This is a genomic window from Pseudonocardia sp. HH130630-07, assembly GCF_001698125.1.
In the GTDB taxonomy this organism is placed as follows: domain Bacteria; phylum Actinomycetota; class Actinomycetes; order Mycobacteriales; family Pseudonocardiaceae; genus Pseudonocardia.
The window spans coordinates 3929420-3953937 of record NZ_CP013854.1 but is presented as its reverse complement, the minus strand read 5'-3'; the positions used below and the strand labels follow the sequence as shown (position 1 = coordinate 3953937).

The following is a 24518-nucleotide window of genomic DNA, read 5'->3' as shown; positions in this document are numbered from 1 at the left end:
GAGTCGCCCGCTTCCGATTCGCCCGATACGGGTGGAACGGAAAGGCGGTTCCGTCCTGAGGAAGACGATGCGTCGAAGAATCCACACAGCGGCTGCAGTTGCGTTCACCGCGCTCAGCGTCACTCTCCTGTCCGTCCAAGGTGCACTCCCGGCGTTCGCGCACGGTTACACCGACGGCCCCGTCAGCCGGGCCGGCGCGTGCGCCAGTGGCCAGAACCAGAACTGCGGCTCGATCCAGTACGAGCCGCAGAGCCTCGAAGCACCGAAGGGGTTCCCGGAGTCGGGCCCCGCGGACGGCAAGCTCGCGTCCGCAGGCGGCCTCTTCGAGGGGACGCTGGACGAGCAGTCACCGGACCGCTGGTACAAGAACCCGATCAGCACCGGCCCGCTGAGCATCAACTGGAAGTACACCGCCCCGCACAGCACGTCGGGGTGGCACTACTACATGACCAAGCCGGGCTGGTCCGGTGACAAGCCGCTGACCCGGGGCGACCTGGAGCTGCTCACGACCGTCGAGCACGACGGCTCGCCGGCCAACACCGGCGGGGCGCACACGGTGGACATCCCCGCCGACCGCTCCGGGTACCACGTCATCTACGCGGTGTGGGACGTCGCCGACACCCCGAACGCGTTCTACAACGTGATCGACGTCCAGGTCGGCGGCGGCGGGGGCGACTCCGGCAGCGGCGACTCCGGCAGCACCGCGTCGGAGCCGGCGAAGACGCAGCCGGAGAAGAAGACCGAGCCGAAGAAGAGCGAGCCGACCGAGTCGGACGCCTCGAAGCCGGCCGCCACGAAGCCCGAGGAGTCCGGGTCGGACCACTCCGACCACTCGGACCACTCCAGCCACTCCGACAGCTCGCAGTCGACGGCGCCGGAGACCGGCACCTACGCGGCCGACGGGGCGTCGGGGCAGCACGATCACCACGCGCACGGCTCGGTCCCGGCCGGCGACGGCCCGGGCGTGCCCGCCACCGGCGGGACGTCCACCGCGTGGAGCCCGACCGCGTCCTACCAGGCCGGGGACCAGGTGCAGCACGACGGGAAGACCTACCGGGCCCTCCAGGCCTACACCGGCTACGGGGACCCGAACTGGATCCTAGCCCCCTCGCTGTGGCAGCAGGTGGGCTGACCCACACCCACCGGCCCTCCCGGAGCGGCCCGTCGCGACAGCGACGGGCCGCTCCGGCCCGGGCGGGTACGCGAGCTCAGCTCGTCGCGGGTGTCCGGTCAGCCGTGCCAGCGCGAGTCGCACCGCTGCGGCAACCGGACGCAGGCCTGGGCCTTCAACGCCTTCAGGCTGCCCACATAGGACTTGTCGAACCGGACGGTCGAGCCGGACGGACGGCGCGCCGTGGTCTCGGCGCTGTAGGTGTGGGTCTGGTCGTATCCCGGTGCCATGTGCTCGACGATCCGGATCCGGAACGCCGCGTGCCGGTCGTCCGCCGCGGTGTCCTTGACCCAGCCGTGGACGCGGTACTCACCGTGGCCGATGCAGAGCGTCCCCTTGATGGACGCCCCCGTCATCGTGGACTGAACCGGTACACACTGTTTCCAGCGGCTGTCCGCCTGTGCCGGAACCGCCACCAGGACCAGGCAGGACAACGCCGAGAAGATGGCGGCCGGCCCGAGGGCCCATCGCTTCCGCATGGTTCGGACTCCTTGTCGGAACGGATACCACAGCGACGATAGGACCCGGAGCGGGATCGGTGTTTGGCCGTTCTGCGAAGAATCACGGGTGCCGGTGCGCCGGGTCACACCCGGTTGCGCTTGACCGTGCCGCGACGGCCGGGTGTTGCCTCGAGTAACAGTCGACCGACCCCGCGCCGACCGACCGGCGTCGCCGCAACCGCACGGAGGAACCGTGGCCACGACGACCACCCGCACGCCCGGCAACGCCACCCTGCGCTTCACCGGGACCGCCGTCCTGGCCACGGCGGGACTCGACGCGCCGCACGTCGTCACCTCGGCCGAGCTCGACGACCGGCTGGCCGCGACCTACGAACGGTTGCGGCTGCGGCCCGGGATGCTGGAGCGCATCGCCGGGGTCCGCGAGCGCCGGTGGTGGCCCGAGGACGTGAGCTTCACCGACGCCGCGGCGACGGCCGGGGCCAAGGCGCTGGCCGAGGCCGGCGTGGACCCGGGGGCGGTCGGCCTGCTCGTCGACACCTCGGTCAGCCGGGCCCGGCTCGAACCGTCCTCCGCGGTGTCCGTGCACCACGCGCTCGACCTGCCGACCAGCTGCCTGAACTTCGACCTGGGCAACGCCTGCCTCGGTTTCCTCAACGCGATCCAGCTCGCCGCCACGATGATCGACGCCGGGCACGTCCGGTACGCGCTCGTCGTCGACGGCGAGTGCGCCCGGCGGACCCAGCTCCGCACCATCGACCGGCTGCGCCGGCCGACCGCCACCCGCGAGGACGTGTTCTCCCAGTTCGCGACCCTGACCCTCGGCTCGGGCGCCGCGGCGATGGTCCTCGGCCCGCGGGAGCGGCACCCCGAGGGCCACCCGGTGCTGGTGTCCGCGAGCCGGGCGCACACCGAGCACCACGGGCTCTGCGTCGGCGATCTCGAGGCCATGCACACCGACGCCAAGGGACTGCTGGACGCCGGTGCCGAGATCGCCACGGCGGTCTGGGCGGAGAGTGCCGCGGAGTTCGGCTGGTCGGACATGGACCGCTACATCTCCCACCAGGTGTCGACGGCGCACACCCGGGCGATGTGCGCGGCCGTCGGCATCGACCCGGCACGCGTCCCGCTGACGTTCCCGACCCACGGCAACATGGGCCCCGCGACCATCCCGTTCACGCTGGCGCAGCACTCCGCCGACCTGGGCCGGGGCGACCGGGTCCTGCTGATGGGGGCCGGATCCGGGCTCAACGCGGCCTGCGTCGAACTGGCCTGGTGACGCCCGGCCCACCGGCCGGGCGGCACGGCGTGCACGTGGTCGCCGCCGGCGGGTACGCCGGTCGTCGTTCGCCGACACTGTCGGGGCCGGCTGGTAGGCCTCACCCGTGAACACCGACCCCACGCCATCGGCCGAACGCGTGCGCCCCGCCCGGCCCGCCGATCTGGACACCGTGCGCGAGTCCTACGACCGCGTCGCCGACAACTACGCCGAGATGGTCGCCTCCATCGGCCTCGGCGACGTCCGCCGGCACCCGTGGCTCCGGGCCGCGATGGACGTCTTCGCCGACGCGGTGCGCGACCTGGGTCCGGTGCTCGACGTGGGGTGCGGGCCGGGCACCGTCACCGGCTACCTCGCCGGGCGCGGCGTCGACGTGTCCGGCGTCGACCTCTCGCCCCGGATGATCGACAACGCCCGCCGGCTGCACCCGGAGTGCACGTTCCGCGTCGGGTCCTCGACCGAGCTCGACCTGGGCGAGGCCGCCTGGGGCGGCCTGCTGGGCTGGTGGTCGCTGTTCAACCTGCCCCGTGACGTCCTGCCGCAGGTACTGGCGTCCTTCGCCAGGGCACTCGTGCCGGGCGGCCAGCTCATCATCGGCACGCACGTCGGGACCGGCGACGTCGAGCGCACCGAGGCCTACGGCGGCGTCCCGGTGCGGTGGACGACCCACCTGTGGCAGCCCGAGCAGCTCGTCGCGCTGATCGAGGAGGCCGGCCTGCAGCCGACGGCCGAGCTCCGCCTGCCCGGCGAGATCGGCCCCGGGGTGGTGATCGTCGCCCGGGCCTGACCGGCGGGGTTCACCCGGCCGCACGCCTCTTGCGCTCGTACATCCAGGTCAGGGCGATCATCGCGAGGTTGACGGCGACGAGGATCAACAGGGACGGGTCACCGGTGTCGGTGGAACGGTCGATCGCGACCTCACCGCCGCCGGACATCACGTTGCCGATGACACCGGCCAGGACGTTGTTGACGACGTGGAAGGCGATCGGCGCCTCCATTCCGCCGCTCACGATCGCCATCAGCCCGGTACTGACGCCGATCACCACGAAGTACCCGGCGAGCCACGGGTCGGTCCAACCGTGGACCGCGGCGAAGCCCAGCCCGGAGACGGCGAGCCCGACGATCATGGCCGGGCGGACCGCGCGCACCCAGCTCGCGGCCGCGGGCAACATCACGCAGCGGTACATCAGCTCCTCGCCGATCGCCTGGATCGGGGTGGTGAACAGGGTGACCGCCAGCAGTGCGACGGTCGTGCCGGTGATCGCGAAAGTGGTCCAGGTCGTGGACTCGGGGGCGACGACGCCGACGGTTCCCAGCCCGGCCCCCACCAGCACCACCGCTCCGAGCGAGTAGTGGACCAGGCGTCGCCCGTCGAATGCCCGCCGCGTGGTGAACAGCGAGCGCACGGGCACCCGGGTCATCCACACCAGCAGCAGGATCGCCACCACACCCGTGGCGCCGATGGACAGGTTGACGGCCAGTGCCTTCAACGGGGTGAGGCCCGCGGCCAGCGGGTCGTCGGCACCCTCGATGATCCCGACGAGCTGGTAGGCCGCGATCTGCAGGACCACGAGGACCAGCGGCAACGCCAGCACGAGCACGAGTGGTTTCCACCAGCTCATCCGCAGGTGGGTACCGAACGGCCGGGACTCGTCCACGGCCGGGTGGGACGTGGTCCGGGGGCGGACACCCGGCGCACCGGCGGCGATCGGTCCGGGGCGGGTGATCGATTCCCGCGCAGTGTCTTCCGTCGGTCCTGTCACTGTCGGTTCCTTTTGCTTCTGGTGATCGGAGGAAAGCCACGAACGGCCGGATTCGGGCATCCGTGTCCTTCACGACCAGCAGACACCGTGCCCTCGGGGCACGGTCAATCGCGCTCATCCTGACGGGTGACCGCCGCTGCGAACGAGATCCCGGCGGCACCCGGCGGACCGCACCTGTCGCCCCCCCCGGCGCCTTTCATGCCGGCGGCGGTGGGCACGGTCTGGTGGAACGAACGGAGTCGGATACCGAGGTGACCGTGTGAGGCCACCGACACCGGCGGACGCCACCCTCACACGGGAGTAGGGTTCCCGGCGTCGCCGGGCCCGTCATCGGGCCCTGCGCTCCCCCCTACCCTCCGCTGTGAGTAGTGATGCCTGCCTTCGCCCTGCCCGGCCTCCCGGCCGGCCGCCCGTCCTGGCCGTCACCGCGGGTGCTGCGGACCGAGGTCCTCTCCGGCCTGGTCGTGGCGCTCGCGCTGATCCCGGAGGCGATCTCGTTCTCCATCATCGCCGGCGTCGATCCGCGGGTCGGGCTGTTCGCCTCGTTCACCATGGCGGTGACGATCTCGATCGTCGGCGGCCGGCGGGCGATGATCTCCGCGGCGACCGGGGCGATCGCGCTGGTCGTGGCCCCGCTGACCCGCGAGCACGGCCTGGAATACCTGGTCGCCGCCGTCCTGCTCGGCGGGGCGCTGCAGGTGGCGCTCGGCCTGGCCGGGGTCGCCCGGCTGATGCGGTTCCTGCCGCGGATGGTGATGGTCGGCTTCGTCAACGCGCTGGCCGTCCTCATCTTCACCGCGCAGCTGCCGTACCTGTTCGACGTGCCGTGGCCGGTGTACCCGCTGTGTGTCGCCGGGCTCGTCGTGCTGGTCGGCCTGCCCCGGCTGACGACGGTCGTCCCGGCACCGCTGGTCGCGATCGTGCTGCTCACCGGGTTCACCGTCGTCGCGGGCGTGGCGGTGCCGACCGTCGGCGACCAGGGCGCGCTGCCCGACAGCCTGCCGGTACTCGGACTGCCCGCGGTGCCCGCGACCTGGGAGACCCTGCAGATCATCGGCCCGCCGGCCATCGCGATCGCGCTGGTCGGGCTGATCGAGTCGCTGATGACCGCGAAGCTCGTCGACGACATCACCGAGACGCACTCGGACAAGACCCGCGAGTCCTGGGGCCAGGGCGTCGCCAACATCGTCACCGGTCTGTTCGGCGGCATGGGCGGCTGCGCCATGATCGGCCAGACGATGATCAACGTCCGGGTCGGGGCGCGCACCCGGCTGTCCACCTTCCTCGCCGGGGCGTTCCTGCTCGTGCTCGTCGTCGCGGCCGGGCCGGTCGTCGCCCAGATCCCGATGGCCGCGCTGGTCGGCGTCATGATCATGGTGGCGGTCGGGACGTTCGACTGGCACTCCGTCCGGCCGGCGACGCTGCGCCGCCTGCCGAAGAGCGAGAACCTGGTCATGCTGGCGACGGTGGCGGTCACCGTCGCCACCCACAACCTCGCCTACGGCGTCGGAGTCGGCGTCCTGGTCGCGATGGTGCTGTTCGCCCGGCGCGTCGCACACCTGGTCGAGGTCAGCGGGGAGCTGAGCCCGGACGGCGGGACCCGCACCTACCGCGTCACCGGCCAGCTGTTCTTCGCCTCGTCCAACGACCTGGTCTTCCGGTTCGACTACGCCGGGGACCCGCACCGCGTCGTCGTCGACCTGACCGCGGCGCACGTCTGGGACGCCTCCACGGTCGCCGCACTGGACGCGATCGTCACCCGGTACGCCGCGCACGGGACCACCGTGGAGATCGTCGGGATGAACGAGAACAGCCGGCAGCGGCATGCCGCCCTGGCCGGCCACCTCGGCGGGTCGCACTAACCCCGGCGGGATCGGCGACGGGCCTCCGGTGTCCGGCCGGACTCGTCCGGATCCCCGGCGGGCCGGCTCGCCGTGCCCCGGCGGGTCCGGACCGCGACCCCGCCGACGACGGTCGGCCAGGTCAGATCCTCACCGAGCAGCACCGCGGCCCACCCGATGCCCAGCACCGGCTGCACCAGCTGCACCTGGCTGACCCGGGCGATCGGCCCGATCGCCAGGCCCCGGTACCAGGCGAAGAACCCGAGGTACATGCTGACCACGGCCAGGTAGGCGAACGCCGCCCAGCCGGCGACGCCTGCCCGCGGCGGCTGGTCCAGGCCCGCGACGACCGTCAGCACGGTCATCAACGGGGCTGCGAGGACCAGCGCCCAGGACACCGTCTGCCACGCCCCGAGCTCGCGGGCGAGCAGGCCACCCTCCGCGTACCCGAACGCCGCCGCGGCCACGGCGGCGAGCAGCAGTACGTCCGCGGTGTGCACGCGTCCGAACCCGCCGCCCTGGACGCCGGCGAAGACCACGGCGCACGCACAGCCGGCGACGGCGGCGACCCAGAACCCGGCGGCCGGTCGCTCCCCGGTGCGCAGGACCGCCACGACCGCCGTCGCCGCGGGGAGCAACGCGATCACGACGGCCCCGTGCGCCGCCGGCGCGGTCGTCATCGCGTAGGAGGTCAGTAGCGGGAACCCGACCGCGATCCCGCCGGCGACCACCGCCAGCCGTAGCCACTGCCGGGCGGCAGGGCACCGCTGCCGGGTCGCGAGCAGGGCCACCGCGGCGAGCACGGCGGCGATCGCGGACCGGCCGGCCCCGACGAACAGCGGCGACAGCCCCTCGACGGCGATGCGGGTGACGGGGAGCGTCAGCGAGAACGCCGCGACACCGAGGAAACCCCAGCCGAGACCGGCCGCCGCGACGGGCGGTAGCGGGGACGACAACGGAGGAGTAGCGCTACTGTCCAGCCTCATGTTCGACGATAGCGCAGGTCGCATCGCCGCAGACCTCCGCCGGTGGATCGACGGCGCGCCCCCGGGTGCCCGCCTACCGTCGAGCCGGGCGCTCGTGACCCGGTTCGGCGCGAGCCCGGTGACCGTGCAGCGAGCCGTCCGGGAGCTGGTCGGGCTCGGGCTCGTCGAGTCCCGCCCCGGTGTGGGCACGTTCGTCCGCACCGCGCCGGTCACCCACGTGACGGACCACAGCTGGCAGACCGCCGCGCTGCGGGCGCCCTACCGGCAGCTCCCCGCGCCGCCGTCACCGTTGCGGGGCGGTGGCCCGGACACCGTCGCCCTCGGCTCCGGGTACCCGGCACCCGATCTGCTCCCGGAACGCCTGCTCCGCACGGCCTTCGCCCGGGCCGGGCGCACCTCCGCCGTTCTGCGGCCCCCGCAGCCCGAGGGGCTGCCGGCGCTGCGGGCCTGGTTCGCCCGGCAGATCGAGGAGTCGACCCCGACCCGGGTGGTCCCGCCGTCGTCGCGGGACGTACTGATCGTTCCCGGCAGCCAGAGCGCGCTGAGCTCGATCTTCCGCTCGCTGATCGGGCCAGGGGGCTACCTCGTCCTGGAGTCCCCGACGTACTGGGGCGCGATCGTCGCGGCGGCCCAGGCCGGGGTGCGGACGGTCCCGGTCGCCGCGACCCCGGCCGGACCGGATCCCGACGAGCTGTCCCGGCTGTTCGCGACGACCGGGGCGCGGGTGTTCTACGCCCAGCCGACGTTCGCCAACCCGACCGGGTACAGCTGGAGCGCGGAACGGCGCACGGCGGTGCTGGAGATCGCGCGGACCCACGGCGCCTTCGTGGTGGAGGACGACTGGGCCCACGACTTCGGCATCACCGCCGGGTCCCGGCCGCTGGTGGCCGACGACGGCGACGGCCACGTCGTATACCTGCGGTCGCTGACGAAGAGCGTCTCCCCCGCCGTGCGGGTGGCGGCACTGATCGCCCGCGGCCCGGCACGCGACCGGATCGCCGCGGACCAGGCTGCCGGATCGATGTACGTGAGCGACGTCCTGCAGGAGGTGGCGCTGGACGTGGTCACCCAGCCCGGCCAGGCCGGCCGGCTGCGGGCGCTGCGCCGCCGGCTGCGCACCCGCCGGGACCACCTGCTCGGCCAGGTGCGCGAACACGTCGACGGGGCGAGGGTGGACTCGGTCCCCGACGGCGGCCTGCACCTGTGGGTCCAGCTCCCCGACGACATCGACCTCGACCGGCTGGCCGCCGACTGCGAGGTCCGGGGGGTCCTGCTCGCCCCCGGGGACGGCTGGTTCCCCGCCGAGGCACCGGGCCGGTTCCTGCGACTGTGCTTCGCCGCCGCGGACCCCGGCCGATTCGCCGACGCCACGCAGGTGATCGCCGAGGCCGTCCGGTCACAGCGCTGAGTGTCCGCGGAATACCGGGTGGGGTGACGGCCGGGTACCGGCACAGCGGGCGGCAACGTGAATTCGACCGGAACCACACACCCGTCCCCCGGGAATCCGGGCACTATCCGGCCGAACCCGTCCGACCGCTCTGAGCAGCGACGACACCGGTCCGGAGAATGTCCGGTACCGGAAAAGGAACAGCGCTACACTCGACGATCCGAAGCTCTCTTGTCAAGCAGCAGCTGCGGAGCTGGTCGGTGTGGTCGCCGTGGAGCGTCTTGCGTCGGTCCACATGTGTCTGATGATGATGTTCGCGAGCTGCCGCTTGTGGCTTCGCCGAGCCTCACGTTTTGTCTTGTTGTCGGTGACCCGTTTCGCCATGTACTCTTTCGCCGGCGGGTGGCATCGGACTTGCGTGACGTGCACGATGTGCAGAACAGAGTTGACAGCTCGATTGCCGCCGAGGTCGAGTCGGTGCCGACGGGCCGGCCCGTGACCTTCACCCGACGAGAGGGCGACGGGCGCGATTCCGCACCAGCGTGCAAACTGGGCCTCGGTCGTGAACCGGCACGGATCGCCGATCTCGACCAGAAGATCCATGGCTGTGACCACGCCGACACCGCGGACCTCTGTGAGGGTGCAGCCAAGGTCGCTGAGGAGGGCGGGAATCTGTCGGTCGAGTTCCTTGATCCGCGCCGTCAGGGTGATGATGTCGTTCAGGCTGGCCGCGAGCCGGTCGAGCTTGAGCCGCTCGGCTGGGCTGAGCAGATCGGGGTTCGCGACGCCGTCGACCAGGGACTGGAGCTGCGGGAGAACGCGGCTGGTCGAGGGCAACGTGGCGCGGATGGCGACGGGGAGCGTGACGAGTACTGCTTCGGACTCGGTGAGCAGCCGAACACGCTGCAGGACAAGAGATTCACGCCAGTCGCGGATCACCGTGAGCGTCTGCCATGTCGGGCTGGGCGCGGTGTGCTTCCCGGCCGGAGGCAGCTCGGGGTCGCTGAGGGCCTCTCGGGCGATGGCCTCCGCGTCCTCGGCGTCGGTCTTGGCCCGACGACGACGCTTACGCCGCTCCGCGGTGCGGTTGGCTTGGACTTCGCGCACGTCGTAACCCGCGGCCGCGAGCGCGAGGACCAGCGGCTGGCCGAGAAATCCCGATCCTTCGATGCCGATCCGGTCGATCGTCAGCTCGACACCGAGCAGGAACGTCAGCAGCTCATCGATACCGCCCTTGGTGATGGAGAAGGACTTGTTGTCGACCACGCCGCCTCGATGATCGAGGACTGCGATGGTAGCCGTATTCTTGTGAGGATCGATCCCCGCGACACCGTGTTCGTGCGTCAACACTTGTTCCCGTCTGCGTGGCCTATCGTGGACAGCGCAGGCCCGCGGTGTCGGCAGATCTGGGTTGAGTCAGGCAGGCTCTCTTCAAGCCAGGCACCGCGGGCCTGCGCTCACGCGGCCAGCCCGACACTTCGAATCGAAGACAGCCTCACGGCGTCAATAGCGTTCAGAGTCAGGGCTGGCCGCCTCGAGCATCGGCCGGGGAAGCAACGCCCTGACCGACTCCTTGATCTAAACACCCAGAATGCGTTCGTACGGCCGAGTGCGAAAGGACACGCACCGCGTGGACGAGGTTCCCGGGCCGGTGCCGCCGACCCTGATGGAGAAGGCCTATCTCCGGGTCAAGCGGGACATCATCGAACTCCGCCTCCCGCCCGGTCACATGATCAGCGAGAAACAGGTCGTGTCGGCGTCCGGCGGGTCCAGCAAGACGCCGATCCGGGAGGCGCTGGCCCGGCTGCACCGCGACGGGCTCGTCACCCCGGTCCGGCGGCGCGGCTACCTCGTGTCCGAGGTGACCTTCTCCGGTGTCGTCGACCTGTGCGACATGCACACGCTGCTGCAGGGCGAGGCGGCCGGGCGGACCGCGGCGTACGGCCTGCCGGCCGACGTGCTCGCCCGGTTGCGCGACCTGGGGTCCGACGAGTGGTCCGGGAGCCTGGACGGCCCGCGGTCCGCCGAGCAGCTGCGCCGGGCCGTCGAGTTCGAGGCGATCATCGCCGGCGGTGCCCGCAACCGGCGGCTGGCCGGCACCGCCGTCCGGGTCCTCGACGAGATCGAGCGGGTGCTGCGGATGACCGTCCCGCTGGCCCTGACCGGCCTCGACCGCCTGCACACGTGCCGGGCGATCGTCGAGGCGATCGAGACCGGTGACGCCGAGCGGAGCCGGGCCGCGATGCGCAGCCGCTGCGAGGCGGCCGCCCGCGGGATGCTGGCCGCGCTGGCACTCCGTCCGGCGGTGCGCGCCGGGACGCCCGCGCCCGGAGGATGAGGCCGGGCCGGGTCAGGACCGTCCGGGTCGGGCCGCATCGCCGGGCCCCGGCAGCGCCAGGCCCGCGGTGATGAAGTCGCAGTAGTAGCCGACCACCGTCGCCCGCGGAACCTCCGGGTTCTGCAGCCACCACCGGCCGAGCTGCTCCCCCACCCCGCTCACGGCGTGGGCGAAGGCGAGATTGCGCTGCTCGTCGAACCCGGTGAGCCGGGCCGTCATCTCGGCGATCCGGCCGATGGTGCGGCTGCGCACCTGCGCGAGCTCCGCGGCGAGCGTGCCGGACAGGGCGACGCTGGGGTTGAACAGCACCATCCAGCGGCGCGGATCGCGTTCCAGCATCGAGAAGAAGATCTCGCCGGCCCGCGTGATGACCGCGCGTGCCCCGGCCCCCGCGGCCACCAGGATCTCCGGCTCGCGGACCGCGTCCTCCAGCTCGGCGCGGGCCCGGCGCACGCAGGCCAGGAAGATCTCGTCCTTCGTGGCGTGGTGGGCGTAGACCGCGGGCCGGGTCACCCCGGCGGCCCGCGCGATGTCCTCCATCGAGGTGCCCTCGAACCCGCGCTCGGCGAACAGCGTCTCGGCGACGTCGAGCAGCTGGGCGGCACGGGCCTCGCGGGAGAGCCGGGTCCGGCGGGGCCGGGACCCGTCGGCACCCGGCACCGGGTTCGCGGGGGTCGGCGCCGGATCGCTCATGCCGGTGACCCTACGGACAGCGGTCACGGCCGGTCACGGTCCGACGGCACCCAGCGGCCGCGTGGACGCGAACCGCCAGACGATCTCCGACAGGTCCGGCCCCTCCCGGTCGGCGAACAGACCACCGGCCTCCGGCCCGGACCACGCGTGCCCCTGCCCCTCGATGAGGTAGGAGTCGATCGCCGTCGCCCCGCGGCGGAAGCTCGAGCGCGTGTAGGGATGGCCGGCGGCCGGCTCGACCCGCTCGACGTCGTCGGCCGCCGGATCGACCTCGGTCCCGCCGGTCGTGATGAGCTCGCCGAGCACCAGCCACTGCTGCACCAGCCGCTGCGCCATCACCGGGGGCACCACCTCGTCCTGGTCGCCCTGGACGACGAGCAACGGGACCTGCCGGGCCCGCGGCCCCATCGCGGCCAGCGCGAGCCGGGCCGTGTCGGCCGGGCTCACCGTGTCGAGGCGGTCCTGGGCCGTGTGGAACCCGTACTCCCCGCCGGCGACCGAGGTGACGGTCGCGACGAGGTCCGGATAGGTGGCGCCGAGGATCACCGCCGCTCCGGCACCGGAGGAGGCACCGGCCACGTGCACCCGCGCCGGGTCCGCGCCGAACTCGTCGACGACCTGGCGGATCGTCCCGGCGAGCAGCTCGGGCTCGCCACGCCCCCGGTCCTGGTGCTCGGGCGACAGGGAGTTCCAGCACAGCTTCAGGTTCCGCAGCAGCGACTGCGTCGGGTAGACGACGACGAACCCCTCCCGGTCGGCGAGGTCGTCGAACCGGGTCAGGGACTTCATCGAGTTCAGCCCGTACCCGGTCATCCCGCAGCCGTGCACCGCCATCACCACCGGCATCGGCCGGTCGGGGCGCCAGGAGGCCGGGAGATGGACCTGGTAGTCGACCGTCCCCTGCGAGCTGGAGTAGCTGCCGCGCACGTCCCGGCCGGCCGCGGGCTCCGGCTCCGGGGCCGCCGCGGCGGGTACGGCGGCGAGTACGAGCGGAGCGAGCGCCGCCGCGAACCAGGCGGTCAGTCGGCCGATGCTGCGGCGGTCGGGCATGACGACGGCACTCCGTTCTCCGATGCGCGCCGGAACGGCGGCCGTCGTGCGCGGCCGGACCACTCCTGCTTTACACGTCGTCACTTTAACTAGACACCGCGTAAGTTGCTACTCCGGACCGGGCCCGGCCACTCCGGACACCCAGCGGGCGGGATCCACCGCGACGTCGCACCGTTCCACCGCGAGCACCGCGGCGCCGGTGCGCGCCGCGTGCGGACCGAGTACCCCGCGCCGGACCTGCGGTCGCCGGTGCCAGCCCAGGCGCGCCGCGAGCGCCCGCTGCAACGGGTCGACCAGGGCGGTCCCGGCCGCCGCCACGCCTCCGGCGAGCACGATCTCGCCCGGGTCGAGCAGCATCGACACCGAGGCGAGCCCGAGAGCGAGCGCGTCGACCGCCTCGCCCCAGACCGCCCGCGCCACGGGATCGCGGCCGAGGGCACCGACGACGTCCGGCACCCCGCCCAGCAGGCCACCGCGGGCCCGGTAGCGCCGCAGGATCCCCGACGCCGAGCAGTAGACCTCGAGACAGCCGCGCAGCCCGCAGGGGCAGTCCTCCCCGTCCGGGTGGACGGGCATGTGCCCGAACTCCCCCGCCGCTCCGGACACCCCGGCCAGCGGCAGCCCGTCGCGTACCAGCGCCACGGCGATCCCGGTGCCGATCGGGACCAGCACGAAGTCGGCGCTCCGGCCGCCGAGCAGGTACTCGGCCCGGCCCGCCGCCCGGGAGTCGTGGCCGGTCGCGACCGGTACGCCCAGCGCGTCGCGCAGGGTCCGGGCGAGCGGGACGTCCCGCCAGCCGAGGTTCGCCGCGTAGCTGACCACGCCCGCGTGCTCGTCGACCGTGCCCGGTGTGACGACGCCGGCCGCCAGCACCGTCCGGCCCCCGTCCGACGCCGTGGCCCGCAGCCGGCGGGTGACGGCGACCAGGGATCCCATCGCTCCGCCCGCGGTGCCGACGCCGGTCGGCACCGTGAGCTCGTGCAGGCAGGCCCCGCTCCCGGCGTCGAGCAGGGCCGCCTTGACGGTCGTCCCGCCGACGTCGACCGCGATCAGGCAGCGATCGTCGGCCCTCGTCATGCCGGGCCGGACGGCACTCGTCGTGCGTCCGCACACGCTCCGTAGGAGATCATGACACCGAAACTACACTCGTCGATGCCTGCCGTTCGACTATCGGTCAGATGAGTTCGTTCATCGACTTTTCTCGGTCGAGAGCAGCGCCAGCAACCGGGTCACCTCGGTCGCCAGCGCGTCCCGGGCCGGGGCCAGGTAGCGCCGGGGGTCGGTCAGTCCGGGGTCCCGGTCGAGCACCTCGCGCAGCGCGCCGGTGAACACCCCGTTGAGATGGGTCGCCAGATTGATCTTCGACAGGCCGGCGTGCGCCGCCCGCAGCAGGTCCTCGTCCGGCACCCCCGACGAGCCGTGCAGCACCAGCGGCACCGGCACCGCCGCCCGGAGCCGCCCGACGAGCTCCAGATCGAGCCGGGCCGTGCGGGTGCGCATGGCGTGCGAGGAGCCGACGGCCACCGCGAGCGCGTCCACCCCGGTCCCGGCGACGAAGCGCACCGCCTCACCGGGATCGGTCCGCGCGCCGGGGGCGTGCACGCCGTCCTTGCCGCCGATCTCACCGAGCTCGGCCTCGACCCGTGCCCCGTACGCGCGGCACTGCCGGACGACCTCGCGGGTGCGGGCCACGTTCTCCTCGTGCGGCAGCGTCGAGGCGTCGAACATCAGCGACCGGACCCCGGCCTCCAGGCCCGCCGTCACCAGCGACCCGGACTCGACGTGGTCCAGGTGCACGACGACGGGCACGGTCGCCGCCCGCGCCATCGCGAGCAGCGCGGCGATCATCGGGCCGGGCGCACCGTGGTAGCGCACGCAGTTCTCGCTGAGCTGGAGGATGACGGGCAGTCCCGCCGTCTCCGCCCCCGCGACCATCGCCTCGGCGTGCTCCACACCGATCACGTTGAAGGCGCCGACCGCGGTGCCGCGGTCCCGGGCGGAGGCGAGCATCTCGACGCTGGTGGTCGTGCTGGTCATGAGTCCGTTCCTGTGGGTTCGGGTGCGGGCGGCCGGCCCAGAGCCGACTCGGTCCTACGCACCGTGTGCGGATCGAGCTCGCCCGCGCGGGGCTCGGCCACGGCGGCGACCGACCAGGCGACGGCGCGGTACAGCAGGACGGCCCGGCCGGCGCCCTCGGCGAGCGCGCAGGCGGCGGCCGCGACGGCCGCGTCCCCGGCGCCGGTCGGATTGCGCACCGTGCTGCCCGCGGGCGGACGGCAGGTCAGCGGCTCGCCGGTGGGGCCGTCGACGAGGACCATCCCGTCCGGCCCCAGGCTGGCGAGCACGCCGGCGGCGCCGCGGGCCACCAGCTGCCGGGCGGCGCTGACGACGTCGTCGTCACCGGTCGCCTCACGCAGCTCGCGGGCGTTCGGTTTCACCAGGTCCGGGCCGGCGGCGATCCCGGCGAGGAGCGCGGGCCCCGCGGCGTCGAGCACCACCGGCACCCCGGCCGCGCGACCGGCCGCGACCAGCGGCGCCCAGGCGTCGTCGGGGAGGCCGGGGGGCAGCGATCCGGAGAGCACGAGCGCGGCCGCGGCCGGCAACGCCGTCCGGACGACGGCGGTGACCCGGGCCCAGCCGGCGGCCGGGAGCGGTGTGCCGCGCTCGTTCAGCGCGGTCGCCGCTCCGGCGTCGTCGACGATCGTGACGGTCCGGCGGACCGCCCCGGGCACCGGGACGAGCCGGTGCTCCAGGCCGCGCGCGGTGAGATCGGCCGCCAGCACCGCGCCCTCGGGACCGCCGTACGGCGCGACGACGACCGGGTCCCGGCCCATCGTGTGCAGCGCGGCGGCCACGTTCACCGCCTTGCCCCCGGCCCGGACGACCGGGGCGGGCACCCGGTGCTCGGAACCGGTCGTCAGCGCGGGGACCCGGTAGGTGACGTCGAGCGCCGGGTTGGCGCAGACCGTGAGGATCACCGGGGCGCTCCGGCCGGGACGCCCGCGAGATCGGCGGCCGCGAGGAACGCACCGGCCAGCGCCGCGCCGTCCCCGAGCCGGGCCGTCTCGACGGCCGGGACCCCGGGCAGCCCCAGTCCCTGCTCCAGCGCCCGCCGCACCGGGACGACGAGCCGGTCCCCGGCCAGCGAGACGCCGCCGCCGAGCACGACCAGCGCCGGATCGACCAGGACGGAGTAGAGGATCAGCGCCTCGGCCAGTGCCGCGCACCCGCGGTCCCAGACCGCCACCGCGTCCGGATCACCGGCGGCGGCCCGATCGGCGACCTCGAGCGCGCCGTGCACCGCCGTCCCGGTGCGCCGCGCGTAGGCCTGCGCCAGCGCCGATCCGGAGGCGACGCGTTCGAGGCAGCCGGACCGCCCGCACCCGCAGCGCACGTCGGACCCGCCGACCGGGACGTGCCCGATCTCCCCGGGCCGGTGGTGCGCACCGGCGACCGGCCGCCCGTCGAGCACGGTCGAGCCGCCGATGCCGGTCCCGATCGCGACGAACAACACCGGCGCCGGGCCGGGCTCCCGCAGTGCGGCCTCGGCGGTCGCGGCCGCGGCGATGTCGTGCACCAGCACGGCCGGGACGCCGGTGCGCTCCCGCACCAGCGCGGCCAGCGGGACGTCGGACCAGCCGGTCGCGGCGGACAGCACCGCGGTCCCGGTGCCCGGGTCGACCAGGCCGAGGCAGGCCACGCCCACCGCGGCGGGACGACGCCCGTGCGCGCGTCCGGCCAGGTCGACGAGTTCGGCGGCGGCGTCGAGCACGGCCGCCACGACCGCCTCCGGGCCGCGGTCGCGGGGAGTCGGCCGGCGGAGGTGCCCGCGGGGACCGTCACCCGTGTCGACGGCGCCCTTGATCGTCGTACCGCCGACGTCGAGGGCGACGAGCGGGGGACGGCCCGCCGTCACGACAGGATGACCGATCGGGTCAGGTTCCGGGGCAGGTCCGGGTCGAGACCGTCCCGGGCGGCGACCGCGAGCGCGAGCCGGTGCACCCGCACCAGCGTCACCAGCGGGTCCTCGTCCGGGTGCTCGACGAACGTCGCCCCGGTCGCGGCCACGTCGTCCGCCAGGCCGGGCACCGACGGCCCGAGGTTCCAGACGACCCGGCCCGGCTGGGCGATGCTGATCGGGCCGTGCCGGTACTCCATCGCCGGGTACGCCTCGGTCCAGGCCAGGCAGGACTCGCGCAGCTTCAGCGCGGCCTCGTTCGCCAGGCCGACCGACCATCCCGTGCCCAGGAAGGTCCACTGGGCGGCCGGCACCAGGGCGTCGGGCAGCGGTCCGGCGAGCGCGGCACGGGCGGCGGCGGCCACCGCCGTCACGTCCCACCCCAGGCTGCCCCGCAGGACCGAGAACGCGGTGGTCGCGAACAGCGTCTGCACGACCGAGGTCTCGTCGGCGAACGGCAGCGCCACGACATGGTCGGCCACGTCGGCGACGGGGGTGGCGGCGTCGGCGGTCAGGGCGAGGGTCGGCACGGTGCCCCGCAGGCGGCGGAGCTGGTCGAGCACCTCGGTGGTGGTTCCGGAACGGGTGATGGCGACGACCCGGTCGTAGCCGCGGTCCGGCAGCTCGGTGGCGGTGACGGCGTCGGTCCAGCCCCGCCCGGCGCTCTCGCGCAGCCCGGCGTAGGCCTGGGCGACGAACCACGACGTGCCGCAACCGAGCACGGCGATGCGCTCGCCGTCGCGGGGCAGGACACCGGCCGCGGACGCGACGACCTCCGGCGTCCGCAGCCAGGCGTCGGGTTGCTGGTGGATCTCCCGCTCGGTCGCGGACAACCGCAGCTCCTCTCGTCGCGCCGGACCGCAGCTCCCGCCGCCTCGGCCCCGAGAGCGGGTCCCGATCGGTCCGGCGACTCTCGATGGTCGCCTCATTCTGCATGTTCGTGGCAGAAAATGAAACATAGTGAGCAGATTCATGCAGCTTCGAGCGGCTGACCTGCACCCCGGACGGCGGTGGCCGGCCGGTCACCCTCGGCCTGCCCGTACAGCGCGGCGACGCCGGCCGCGAACCCGGAGCGCGCAACGAGACGCACGGTCCGCATCGCGAGGTCCCCACGGAAAGACACGGCAGACAGGCGCCGCACCGGGCGCGAGAGGCGCGATCGTGGCGGATGTGACGGCCGTGACCACTGTGACCCCGACCGGGCGGGCACGGATTCTTCCCCTCGATGCCGAGTCGCGATCCGCACCCCGGCGGATCGGTGCGCCGGAGAGGGCGTGATGTGCCGTGATGCAACACGGTTAGTCACCGGGAGAACACTGTCGGATTGCGATATGCAGACGACAACCACTATTATTGAGCCGTGACTCACATTGCGACTGTCAGACCCGGACAGAAGGTGATATCTCTTCCCATTCGGGTGACACGAGGCGTCACGTCGATTCCCGGCGATCAGGCCGTGGAATTGCACCATGCATCGGTTTGCTAGCGTCGCGAACGAACGCTGTGATCACTGCCACCTGCGAAACGCGGTCCGGGCGGCCGCCGGGCTCCCCACCGGCGCCGGCCCCCGGAGAACCGATCTTGAGGAGCGAGGTGCGAAGCACGTGACCGGAGACCCCACCGGCCGTGAGGCGACCGCCGGACCGCGGCGCCGGCCGTCCGGGCCGCCCGGACACCCGCGCGGAGGCCCGGCGCCCGGGATCCCCGCGGCCGCTCCCGGGCGTACGGGCTGGGCCGACGACGAGACCCGTCCGATCGGCAGCCTGCCGTTCCACCCACCTCCCGGGTTCGACGACACACACTTCAAGACGACCGGTCCGCCCGGCCCCGGCCCGGCCCACGATCCGACGACCCCGACCGTCGAGGCCGTGCGGCGCGACCCCCGGTTCGGCGAGCTACGGTCCCGCACCCGCCGGTTCGTGTTCCTCGGGACGGTCGGCTTCCTCGGGTGGTACGCGGTCTTCGTGGTGCTCGCGGCGTTCGCCCCGGACCTGATGCGGATCCCGGTCATCGGATCGGTCAACCTCGGCCTGCTCCTGGGGCTGGCCCAGTTCGTGACGACGCTGCTGATCGTGTGGCTCTACGGGCGGTACTCCCGCCGGCAGATCGACCCGCTGGTGGACGGCCTGCGCGAGAGCCACACCGTCCGGCCCGCCCGGTCCGCTCCCACGCGTGACGAGATGTGGAGGTCCGAATGAGCACGGTCGGCAGCCCGATCCTGAACATGGCCGTGTTCGGTCTGTTCGTGATCCTCACTCTCGGTATCGTCTACCGGGTCAGCCACCGCAACGCGACACCGGACGACTACTACGCCGCCGGCGGTGGATTCACCGGGGCCCAGAACGGCATCGCGATGTCCGGCGACTTCCTGTCCGCCGCGTCGTTCCTCGGGATCTCCGGCGCGATCGCCGTCTACGGATTCGACGGCTTCGTCTACTCGGTCAGCTGGGTGGTGGCCTGGCTGGTCGCGCTGCTGCTCGTCGGTGAGGGACTGCGCAACACCGGCCGGTTCACGATGGGCGACGTCATGGCCTTCCGGCTGCAGCAGAGCCCGGTACGGGCCGCCGCAGCCACGTCGACGCTGGTGATCTCGCTGGTCTACATGGTCGCGCAGATGGCCGGGGCGGGTGGGCTCGTCGCCCTGCTGCTCGGCATCCACGGCGGGGCCGGGCAGTCCCTGCTCATCATCGGCGTGGGCGTCGTGATGATGCTCTACGTGCTCGTCGGCGGCATGCGCGGCACCACCTGGGTGCAGATCATCAAGGCCGTCGGGCTGCTGATCTGCGTGGCCCTGCTGGCCATGTTCGTGCTCGGGCGGTTCGGGCTGAGCATGTCCGCGCTGCTCGACAAGGCGGCCGAGACGAGCCCGATGGGATCAGCGGTGCTGGAGCCCGGCGGCTGGTACAGCGGGGGCTTCTCGTCCCGGCTGGACTTCGTCTCGCTCGGGCTCGCGCTCGTGCTCGGGATCTCCAGCCTGCCGCACGTGCTGATGCGCTTCTTCACCGTCCCGAACGCCAAGGAGGCCCGGCGCTCGGTGACCTGGTGCTCCTGGCTGATGGTCGGGTTCTACCTGTGCATCCTGGTCGTCGGGTTCGGGGCGGCCGCGGTCGTCGGGCCGGAGGAGATCATGGCCGCGCCGGGCGCGGCGAACTCCGCGGCGCCGCTGCTGGCCTACCGGATCGGCGGGACCCCGATCCTCGGCCTGGTGTCGGCGGTGGCGTTCGCGACGATCCTCGCGGTCGTCGCCGGGCTGACGCTGACGGCGTCGGCGTCCTTCGCGCACGACGTCTACGCCTCGATCATCCGGCGCGGCAAGGCCGAGCCGCGCAGCGAGATCCGGGTGGCGCGCACGACCGCCGTCGTCATCGGTGCGTTGTCCATCGCGGGCGGGGTGCTCGCCAGGGACGTCAACGTGGCGTTCCTCGTGTCGCTGGCCCTCGCGATCGCCGCGTCGGCGAACCTGCCGACGATCGTGTTCGCGCTGTTCTGGCCCCGCTTCTCCACCCGCGGCGCGCTGTGGAGCATCTACACCGGCCTCATCGGCAGCATCGTGCTCATCTGCTCCTCGACCACCGTGTCCGGGACGCCCAGCTCGCTGCTCCCGGACGTCGACATGGCCTGGTTCCCGCTGACGAACCCGGCGATCGTCACCGTGCCGCTGTCGTTCCTCGCGGCCATCCTCGGCACGCTGCTCGGCAAGCCCGCCGATCCCGGGCTGGCCCGGGCGATGGAGGTCCGCGCACTCACCGGGATCGACGCCCGGGGCTGATCCCGGCGTCACCGGCCCGGGGTCGGTCCGGGCCGCCACCGGCTCCGGGCCGGCGCCGCCGGCGGTCGAGCACGTCCGGGCGCAGTCCGGCCCCGCACCCCGGCGGGTGTGCCGCACCCTCCCCGCGCGCCACGCCCCACACGGCGGGTGCGGCACGCCTGGGCGGCGTGCGATCGGCAGGCAGGTGCGCGGTCGGGGTCAGCGGGTGGGTGCGGGGGCGCGCTTGCGTCCACCACCGCGCAGGGTGGCGACCACCGCGAGCTCCTCGCGGAACCGCGAGCGCTGCACGAACAGCGCACCCAGCGCCACGGCGCCACCGGCGGCCGCGGCGGCGAGCAGCGTGACGACGTCGATCCCCAGCGGCCGGACCAGCGTGGCCACCCCCCAGGCGACGGCGAGCGTGCCCACCAGGGCCGGGACGTGCTTCAGGTACATCGCCAGCACCCGGCCCATGAGGCCCGGCGAGACCCGGGCCGAGAACTGCAGCATCACCAGGAAGTGGATGACGATCGCGGCCGACGCCCCGATCGCGACGCCCAGGATCCCGCCGAGCGCGGCACCGGCGGCGCAGAACGCGACGACGTAGCCCGCGTAGAGCCACTGCCGCCACGCCGCCCGGTACACCGCACCGGTCGCCCTGGTCAGCGACGTACTGATCTTGTAGGACGTCCGCGGGAGCAGGACCAGCGCGAACAGCTGCACGAGCGGTACGACCTCGCCCCACTGCGAGCCCAGCAGCAGGTTCACGATCTCCGGAGCGAGCACCCCGAGCAGCACCGACGCGGGCACCGTGACCAGCGCGATCAGGCTGGCACTGCGCACGTAGGCGCTGCGCAGCCGCTCGCCGTCGTCGCGGACCCGGGCCATCGCCGGGAACAGGGCCTTGTCCGCGGCGCCGCCGATCACGTTCGCCGGCTCGGCGAGCAGGTTGTAGGCCCGGGTGTAGACACCGAGCGGCCCGGGGCCGAGCAGGTTCGCGATGAGCAGCTTGTCGGCGTTCAGGGCGAACCAGTTGCCCAGCTGCAGGATCGAGATGCCCGCGCCGTAGCCGAGCAGCGGGACCAGCCGGCGCCACGTCGCGGCCGGGCCCTCCGGGCGCAGCCGGGGGCGAACCAGGGCCAGGTACCCGACGAACTTCACCGCGGCCGCCGCGATCTCGCCGAACGCCAGCGCGGCCGCGCCGAATCCGGCGAGCGCGAACACCACGCTGACCCCGATCAGTGCGGGCCCGGCCGCGAGCAGGTCCACCGTCGCCGTCTGCCGGAAGCGCAGGTCGCGCTGCAGCAGCGACAGCGGCACCGCGGTGGCCCCCGCGAGCAACAGGGCGATCGAGAGCAACGGCAGCAGGTTCGAGTCCGCCGGCAGCCCCACCAGGCCGCTGAGCACCGGTGCGGCCGTCGCGAGCGTGACGGCGAAGACGGCGGCGGTCAGCGTGGAGAACCAGAACGCCGCGGTCACGTCGCGGTCGCCCAGGTCGTGCCGGTGCACCAGGGCCGCCCCGACACCGAGCTGGGTGACCAGCTGGGTCAGCCCGATGATCAGCAGCGCCGCCGCGGCCGAGCCGAACTGCTCCGGCGTCAGCAGGCGGGCGAGCGCGACCGTCGCGCCGAGCTGCAGCACGGCCTGGCCGACGGTGCCGGTGAACGCCCAGGCGAAGCCGCGGGCGGTGCGCCCGGTCAGTGAGCCGGACCCGGGACCGGAGCCGGGGGCCGGCTCGCCGGTGACCACCCGGATGGGGCGGGTCGGGTCGTCGTCGGGGTCGGGACCGGTCACGGACGCCCTCTCAGTGCGGGATGCAAGCGGCCCACCGTACCGAGCGCGGAGAACCACACGAGCTGGGTGACGGTGCGCCGGACCTCCTCCCAGCGGTCGGTGTCACCGAGCAGCCGGCGGCGGGTCAGACCGGAGACCGCCGGGTGGAACACCGAGTTGCCGACGCCGCGGGTGAACAGCAGGTCCGGCAGCCCGTCGGAGGCGGCCCGGTAGGACGCCGGCACCCCGCGCAGGCTCCAGCAGTCCTCCCAGGAGGGCTGCACCGGGTAGTCGAGCACGAACTCCAGGTCCAGCACCTTCAACCCGGCGTGCGGGTCCCAGGTGAGGTTGTGCGGGGAGAGGTCCATCACGAAGCGGCCGCGGTCGTGCAGGTCCCGGCAGAACCGCAGCAACGTCCGCACGACGTCCGGGTCCAGCTGGGCCAGCTCGTCCGGCAGCTGCCGGACGACGTGCTGCCCGGTGTCGCCGTAGAACGGGGCGAGCATCCAGTTCGGGCCGTGGTCGAGCAGCTTCGGGACCTCGGGCAGGTCACCCAGGTCGCGGCGGGCGCGCAGCTCGCGCTCGAACGCCGCGACCGCGCCCGGCCGGAAGATCTTGCAGACCGTCCGCCCGTGCTCGGGATGGTCGACGAGCGCGACCTGGGCCCGGAACCCGGGCGAGGTCCCGCCGAGGACCGAGACCACCGGGAACGGCATCGCGCAGGTGCTGCCGAGCGCGGCGAGACGCAGGCGCAGACGCTCGGCCAGGTCCTCGTCGGCCAGGGCGGCGAGGAACTCCCACGCCTGGTCCGGTCCGCGGGAGACCTGCACCGCGGTGAACCACTCGTTCACCGGGACGGTGCGCAGGACCCGGCGCCAGGTGTAGTCGAGGACGTCGGCGACCCGGCGCTCGGTCGGCCGGGCCCCGATGGCCGGGTCGGCCGCGAAGACGTCGACGGCGATGACGAACGCGTACGGCTCGCCCGCCGGGACGCCCTCCAGCGCGGCCGGCGGGAGCACCGCCGCGGCCCGGGCCCGCTGGGCGGTGTCGAGGACGACGACCTCGAGCACCTCGAGCCCACGGGCGACCCCGGCGATCGCCTGGTCGAGCAGCGGCGCCGCGGCGCTGCGGACGGCGAACACCGACAGGCCGCGCCAGCTGGCGGGCAGCACCCCGGACTGCACGTCACGGTCGATCGGTGCGGGGGCGGTCTCGTCGAAGCTCATGCCTGCTGGCTCCCTACGTCGTACGGAGCAGCATAGAAGGCGGTTGAACGCAGGATTAACCTGGATGGTCCTCGACGTGGCGCCCGGGTCACCCGGACGCGGCGCTACCCGTTCCGGACGGTGGCCCCGAACGCCCGGACCGTGCGCTCCCGGCGGTACTGCACGGCCAGGCTGCCCAGCGCGACCAGGGTGAACGCGACCACGGCGGGCGCCTGGAACCAGAGGATCTCCGGCGGCTCGGCGCGGCCGAGGAGATCGGTCACCAGTGTCCACACCAGCGCCAGCGGTACCGACGACAGCATCAGGCCGCGGCGCTGCCGGGCGACCCACGCCCGGGCGTAGGCCCGGTGCCCGGCCGGCACCGGACGCCCGCGGCGCAGGGCGGCCGCCACCGCCCGGCGGTCGCGCACGTCCAGCTCGCGGGTGAGCAGCAGCATCGTGCGGGCGTGCGGGTACGGACGGGCGGCGGTCACCCACCCGGCCGCCGCCGTCGGCACGACCCCCACCAGCCCCGCCGCCACGGACAGGTGGGGCAGGACACCGGCCCAGGCCGGCACCGGGCCACCGAACAGCCACGGGGACCGGAGCACGACCAGTGCGACCGCGCCCACCAGCAGCAGCCGGACCAGCCACACCCACGCCGGGGCGGGCACCGTGTCCGGCAGCGTCCGCGGCGCCACGGCGGATCCCGGCTCTCCGGTCGGCATCGCGCACCTCCGTCCGCACCGGGCTCCGGCGAGCCGCCGACCCTACCGGCCACGAGTCCCTGTAGCGAGCCCCTGTCGCGATCCGTGGGCGGCCCGGCGAGGGGGCGGCGGGCGGCCCACCCCGATGTCATGATCGAGAT

Annotated in this window: 23 protein-coding genes; 8 read left to right on the top strand and 15 right to left on the bottom strand. The window is 73.6% G+C overall.

Annotated features, from left to right (window positions below; translation table 11 throughout):
• Positions 1–67: 67 nt before the first annotated feature.
• Entirely contained in the window at positions 68–1132 is a 1065-nt protein-coding gene (locus AFB00_RS18745) for a lytic polysaccharide monooxygenase (protein ID WP_068798323.1), read from the top strand.
• A 98-nt stretch (positions 1133–1230) separates the two neighbouring features.
• On the opposite strand, the gene AFB00_RS18740 is transcribed toward AFB00_RS18745, so the two are convergent.
• Positions 1231–1527: a hypothetical protein gene (locus tag AFB00_RS18740; protein WP_068798322.1), complete on the bottom strand. Its 297-nt coding sequence runs from the start codon at positions 1525–1527 to the stop codon at positions 1231–1233.
• Between the two features lie 337 nt (positions 1528–1864).
• Between AFB00_RS18740 and AFB00_RS18735 the strand changes: the two genes are divergently transcribed.
• Together AFB00_RS18735 and AFB00_RS18730 are read left to right on the top strand one after the other, a co-directional pair.
• Positions 1865–2908, top strand: coding sequence for a 3-oxoacyl-ACP synthase III (locus AFB00_RS18735; protein WP_068798321.1), 1044 nt, complete (start codon positions 1865–1867; stop codon positions 2906–2908).
• 106 nt (positions 2909–3014) lie between these two features.
• Positions 3015–3695, top strand: coding sequence for a class I SAM-dependent DNA methyltransferase (locus AFB00_RS18730; RefSeq protein WP_231973980.1), 681 nt, complete (start codon positions 3015–3017; stop codon positions 3693–3695).
• Between the two features lie 10 nt (positions 3696–3705).
• Here AFB00_RS18730 and AFB00_RS18725 read toward each other — a convergent pair whose 3' ends face one another.
• A complete protein-coding gene (locus AFB00_RS18725; RefSeq protein WP_197519583.1) occupies positions 3706–4566 on the bottom strand; it encodes a CPBP family intramembrane glutamic endopeptidase in 861 nt (286 codons plus the stop codon).
• Between the two features lie 476 nt (positions 4567–5042).
• Here AFB00_RS18725 and AFB00_RS18720 point away from each other — a divergent pair, with 476 nt between their 5' ends.
• The gene (locus tag AFB00_RS18720) at positions 5043–6533 is read left to right on the top strand and encodes a SulP family inorganic anion transporter (RefSeq protein ID WP_068798319.1); all 1491 of its coding nucleotides are present in this window, start codon (positions 5043–5045) and stop codon (positions 6531–6533) included.
• Here the strand turns inward: AFB00_RS18720 and AFB00_RS18715 are convergent.
• Positions 6530–7468, bottom strand: coding sequence for a DMT family transporter (locus AFB00_RS18715; RefSeq protein WP_231973979.1), 939 nt, complete (start codon positions 7466–7468; stop codon positions 6530–6532). The genes AFB00_RS18720 and AFB00_RS18715 overlap by 4 nt on opposite strands.
• Before the next feature lie 28 nt (positions 7469–7496).
• Here AFB00_RS18715 and AFB00_RS18710 point away from each other — a divergent pair, with 28 nt between their 5' ends.
• Positions 7497–8906, top strand: a complete 1410-nt coding sequence (locus tag AFB00_RS18710; RefSeq protein ID WP_068798318.1) for an aminotransferase-like domain-containing protein — start codon at positions 7497–7499, stop codon at positions 8904–8906.
• 213 nt (positions 8907–9119) lie between these two features.
• Here AFB00_RS18710 and AFB00_RS18705 read toward each other — a convergent pair whose 3' ends face one another.
• Positions 9120–10235 (bottom strand): IS110 family transposase, encoded by a 1116-nt coding sequence (locus tag AFB00_RS18705; RefSeq protein WP_083275376.1) that lies wholly within the window; start codon positions 10233–10235, stop codon positions 9120–9122.
• Between the two features lie 280 nt (positions 10236–10515).
• On the opposite strand from AFB00_RS18705, the gene AFB00_RS18700 reads away from it, so the two are divergent.
• A complete protein-coding gene (locus tag AFB00_RS18700; RefSeq protein ID WP_231973978.1) occupies positions 10516–11223 on the top strand; it encodes a GntR family transcriptional regulator in 708 nt (235 codons plus the stop codon).
• Positions 11224–11235: 12 nt separating this feature from the next.
• Here the strand turns inward: AFB00_RS18700 and AFB00_RS35665 are convergent, their stop codons facing one another.
• The 8 genes from AFB00_RS35665 to AFB00_RS35515 all read right to left on the bottom strand — a co-directional run bounded on the left by AFB00_RS35665 (position 11236) and on the right by AFB00_RS35515 (position 18023).
• On the bottom strand, positions 11236–11916 hold the full coding sequence (locus AFB00_RS35665) for a TetR/AcrR family transcriptional regulator (RefSeq protein ID WP_068798317.1): 681 nt from the start codon (positions 11914–11916) through the stop codon (positions 11236–11238).
• A 33-nt stretch (positions 11917–11949) separates the two neighbouring features.
• Positions 11950–12966: an extracellular catalytic domain type 1 short-chain-length polyhydroxyalkanoate depolymerase gene (locus AFB00_RS18690; RefSeq protein ID WP_156819629.1), complete on the bottom strand. Its 1017-nt coding sequence runs from the start codon at positions 12964–12966 to the stop codon at positions 11950–11952.
• Between the two features lie 108 nt (positions 12967–13074).
• On the bottom strand, positions 13075–14043 hold the full coding sequence (locus AFB00_RS18685) for an ROK family protein (RefSeq protein WP_068798315.1): 969 nt from the start codon (positions 14041–14043) through the stop codon (positions 13075–13077).
• Positions 14044–14154: 111 nt separating this feature from the next.
• The gene (locus AFB00_RS18680; RefSeq protein WP_068798314.1) at positions 14155–15003 is read right to left on the bottom strand and encodes a class II fructose-bisphosphate aldolase; all 849 of its coding nucleotides are present in this window, start codon (positions 15001–15003) and stop codon (positions 14155–14157) included.
• A complete protein-coding gene (locus AFB00_RS18675; RefSeq protein ID WP_068798313.1) occupies positions 15000–15944 on the bottom strand; it encodes a 1-phosphofructokinase family hexose kinase in 945 nt (314 codons plus the stop codon). Before AFB00_RS18675 ends, AFB00_RS18680 begins: the two co-directional genes overlap by 4 nt.
• Positions 15941–16882 (bottom strand): ROK family protein, encoded by a 942-nt coding sequence (locus AFB00_RS18670; RefSeq protein ID WP_068798312.1) that lies wholly within the window; start codon positions 16880–16882, stop codon positions 15941–15943. Before AFB00_RS18670 ends, AFB00_RS18675 begins: the two co-directional genes overlap by 4 nt.
• A complete protein-coding gene (locus AFB00_RS18665; RefSeq protein WP_068798311.1) occupies positions 16879–17757 on the bottom strand; it encodes an SIS domain-containing protein in 879 nt (292 codons plus the stop codon). Before AFB00_RS18665 ends, AFB00_RS18670 begins: the two co-directional genes overlap by 4 nt.
• Positions 17758–17894: 137 nt before the next feature.
• Positions 17895–18023: a hypothetical protein gene (locus AFB00_RS35515; RefSeq protein WP_257785237.1), complete on the bottom strand. Its 129-nt coding sequence runs from the start codon at positions 18021–18023 to the stop codon at positions 17895–17897.
• A gap of 505 nt (positions 18024–18528) precedes the next feature.
• Between AFB00_RS35515 and AFB00_RS34145 the strand changes: the two genes are divergently transcribed.
• Both AFB00_RS34145 and AFB00_RS18655 read left to right on the top strand, forming a co-directional pair.
• Positions 18529–19122: a DUF485 domain-containing protein gene (locus tag AFB00_RS34145; protein WP_231973977.1), complete on the top strand. Its 594-nt coding sequence runs from the start codon at positions 18529–18531 to the stop codon at positions 19120–19122.
• Positions 19119–20693 carry a solute symporter family protein gene (locus AFB00_RS18655; protein WP_068798310.1) on the top strand — a complete coding sequence of 525 codons (1575 nt, stop codon included), beginning with the start codon at positions 19119–19121 and terminating at the stop codon, positions 20691–20693. The genes AFB00_RS34145 and AFB00_RS18655 overlap by 4 nt, the downstream gene beginning before the upstream one ends.
• Before the next feature lie 198 nt (positions 20694–20891).
• Here AFB00_RS18655 and AFB00_RS18650 read toward each other — a convergent pair whose 3' ends face one another.
• The 3 genes from AFB00_RS18650 to AFB00_RS18640 all read right to left on the bottom strand — a co-directional run bounded on the left by AFB00_RS18650 (position 20892) and on the right by AFB00_RS18640 (position 24378).
• Entirely contained in the window at positions 20892–22466 is a 1575-nt protein-coding gene (locus AFB00_RS18650; protein WP_068798309.1) for a lipopolysaccharide biosynthesis protein, read from the bottom strand.
• Complete coding sequence (locus AFB00_RS33400) at positions 22463–23671, bottom strand: hypothetical protein (RefSeq protein ID WP_068798308.1); 1209 nt, start codon at positions 23669–23671, stop codon at positions 22463–22465. The genes AFB00_RS18650 and AFB00_RS33400 overlap by 4 nt, the downstream gene beginning before the upstream one ends.
• A 104-nt stretch (positions 23672–23775) precedes the next feature.
• Positions 23776–24378 carry a hypothetical protein gene (locus AFB00_RS18640; protein WP_068798307.1) on the bottom strand — a complete coding sequence of 201 codons (603 nt, stop codon included), beginning with the start codon at positions 24376–24378 and terminating at the stop codon, positions 23776–23778.
• Between the last annotated feature and the right edge of the window lie 140 nt (positions 24379–24518).

Bases quoted from the DNA above. Each gene is read 5' to 3' on its own strand.
- AFB00_RS33400 (WP_068798308.1), bottom strand. From the start codon at position 23,671: ATGAGCTTCGACGAGACCGCCCCCGCACCGATCGACCGTGACGTGCAG.
- AFB00_RS35515 (WP_257785237.1), bottom strand. From the start codon at position 18,023: ATGCGGACCGTGCGTCTCGTTGCGCGCTCCGGGTTCGCGGCCGGCGTC.
- AFB00_RS18745 (WP_068798323.1), top strand. From the start codon at position 68: ATGCGTCGAAGAATCCACACAGCGGCTGCAGTTGCGTTCACCGCGCTC.
- AFB00_RS18680 (WP_068798314.1), bottom strand. From the start codon at position 15,003: ATGACCAGCACGACCACCAGCGTCGAGATGCTCGCCTCCGCCCGGGAC.
- AFB00_RS18685 (WP_068798315.1), bottom strand. From the start codon at position 14,043: ATGACGAGGGCCGACGATCGCTGCCTGATCGCGGTCGACGTCGGCGGG.
- AFB00_RS18740 (WP_068798322.1), bottom strand. From the start codon at position 1,527: ATGACGGGGGCGTCCATCAAGGGGACGCTCTGCATCGGCCACGGTGAG.
- AFB00_RS35665 (WP_068798317.1), bottom strand. From the start codon at position 11,916: ATGAGCGATCCGGCGCCGACCCCCGCGAACCCGGTGCCGGGTGCCGAC.
- AFB00_RS18655 (WP_068798310.1), top strand. From the start codon at position 19,119: ATGAGCACGGTCGGCAGCCCGATCCTGAACATGGCCGTGTTCGGTCTG.
- AFB00_RS18720 (WP_068798319.1), top strand. From the start codon at position 5,043: ATGCCTGCCTTCGCCCTGCCCGGCCTCCCGGCCGGCCGCCCGTCCTGG.
- AFB00_RS18690 (WP_156819629.1), bottom strand. From the start codon at position 12,966: ATGCCCGACCGCCGCAGCATCGGCCGACTGACCGCCTGGTTCGCGGCG.
- AFB00_RS18710 (WP_068798318.1), top strand. From the start codon at position 7,497: ATGTTCGACGATAGCGCAGGTCGCATCGCCGCAGACCTCCGCCGGTGG.
- AFB00_RS18640 (WP_068798307.1), bottom strand. From the start codon at position 24,378: ATGCCGACCGGAGAGCCGGGATCCGCCGTGGCGCCGCGGACGCTGCCG.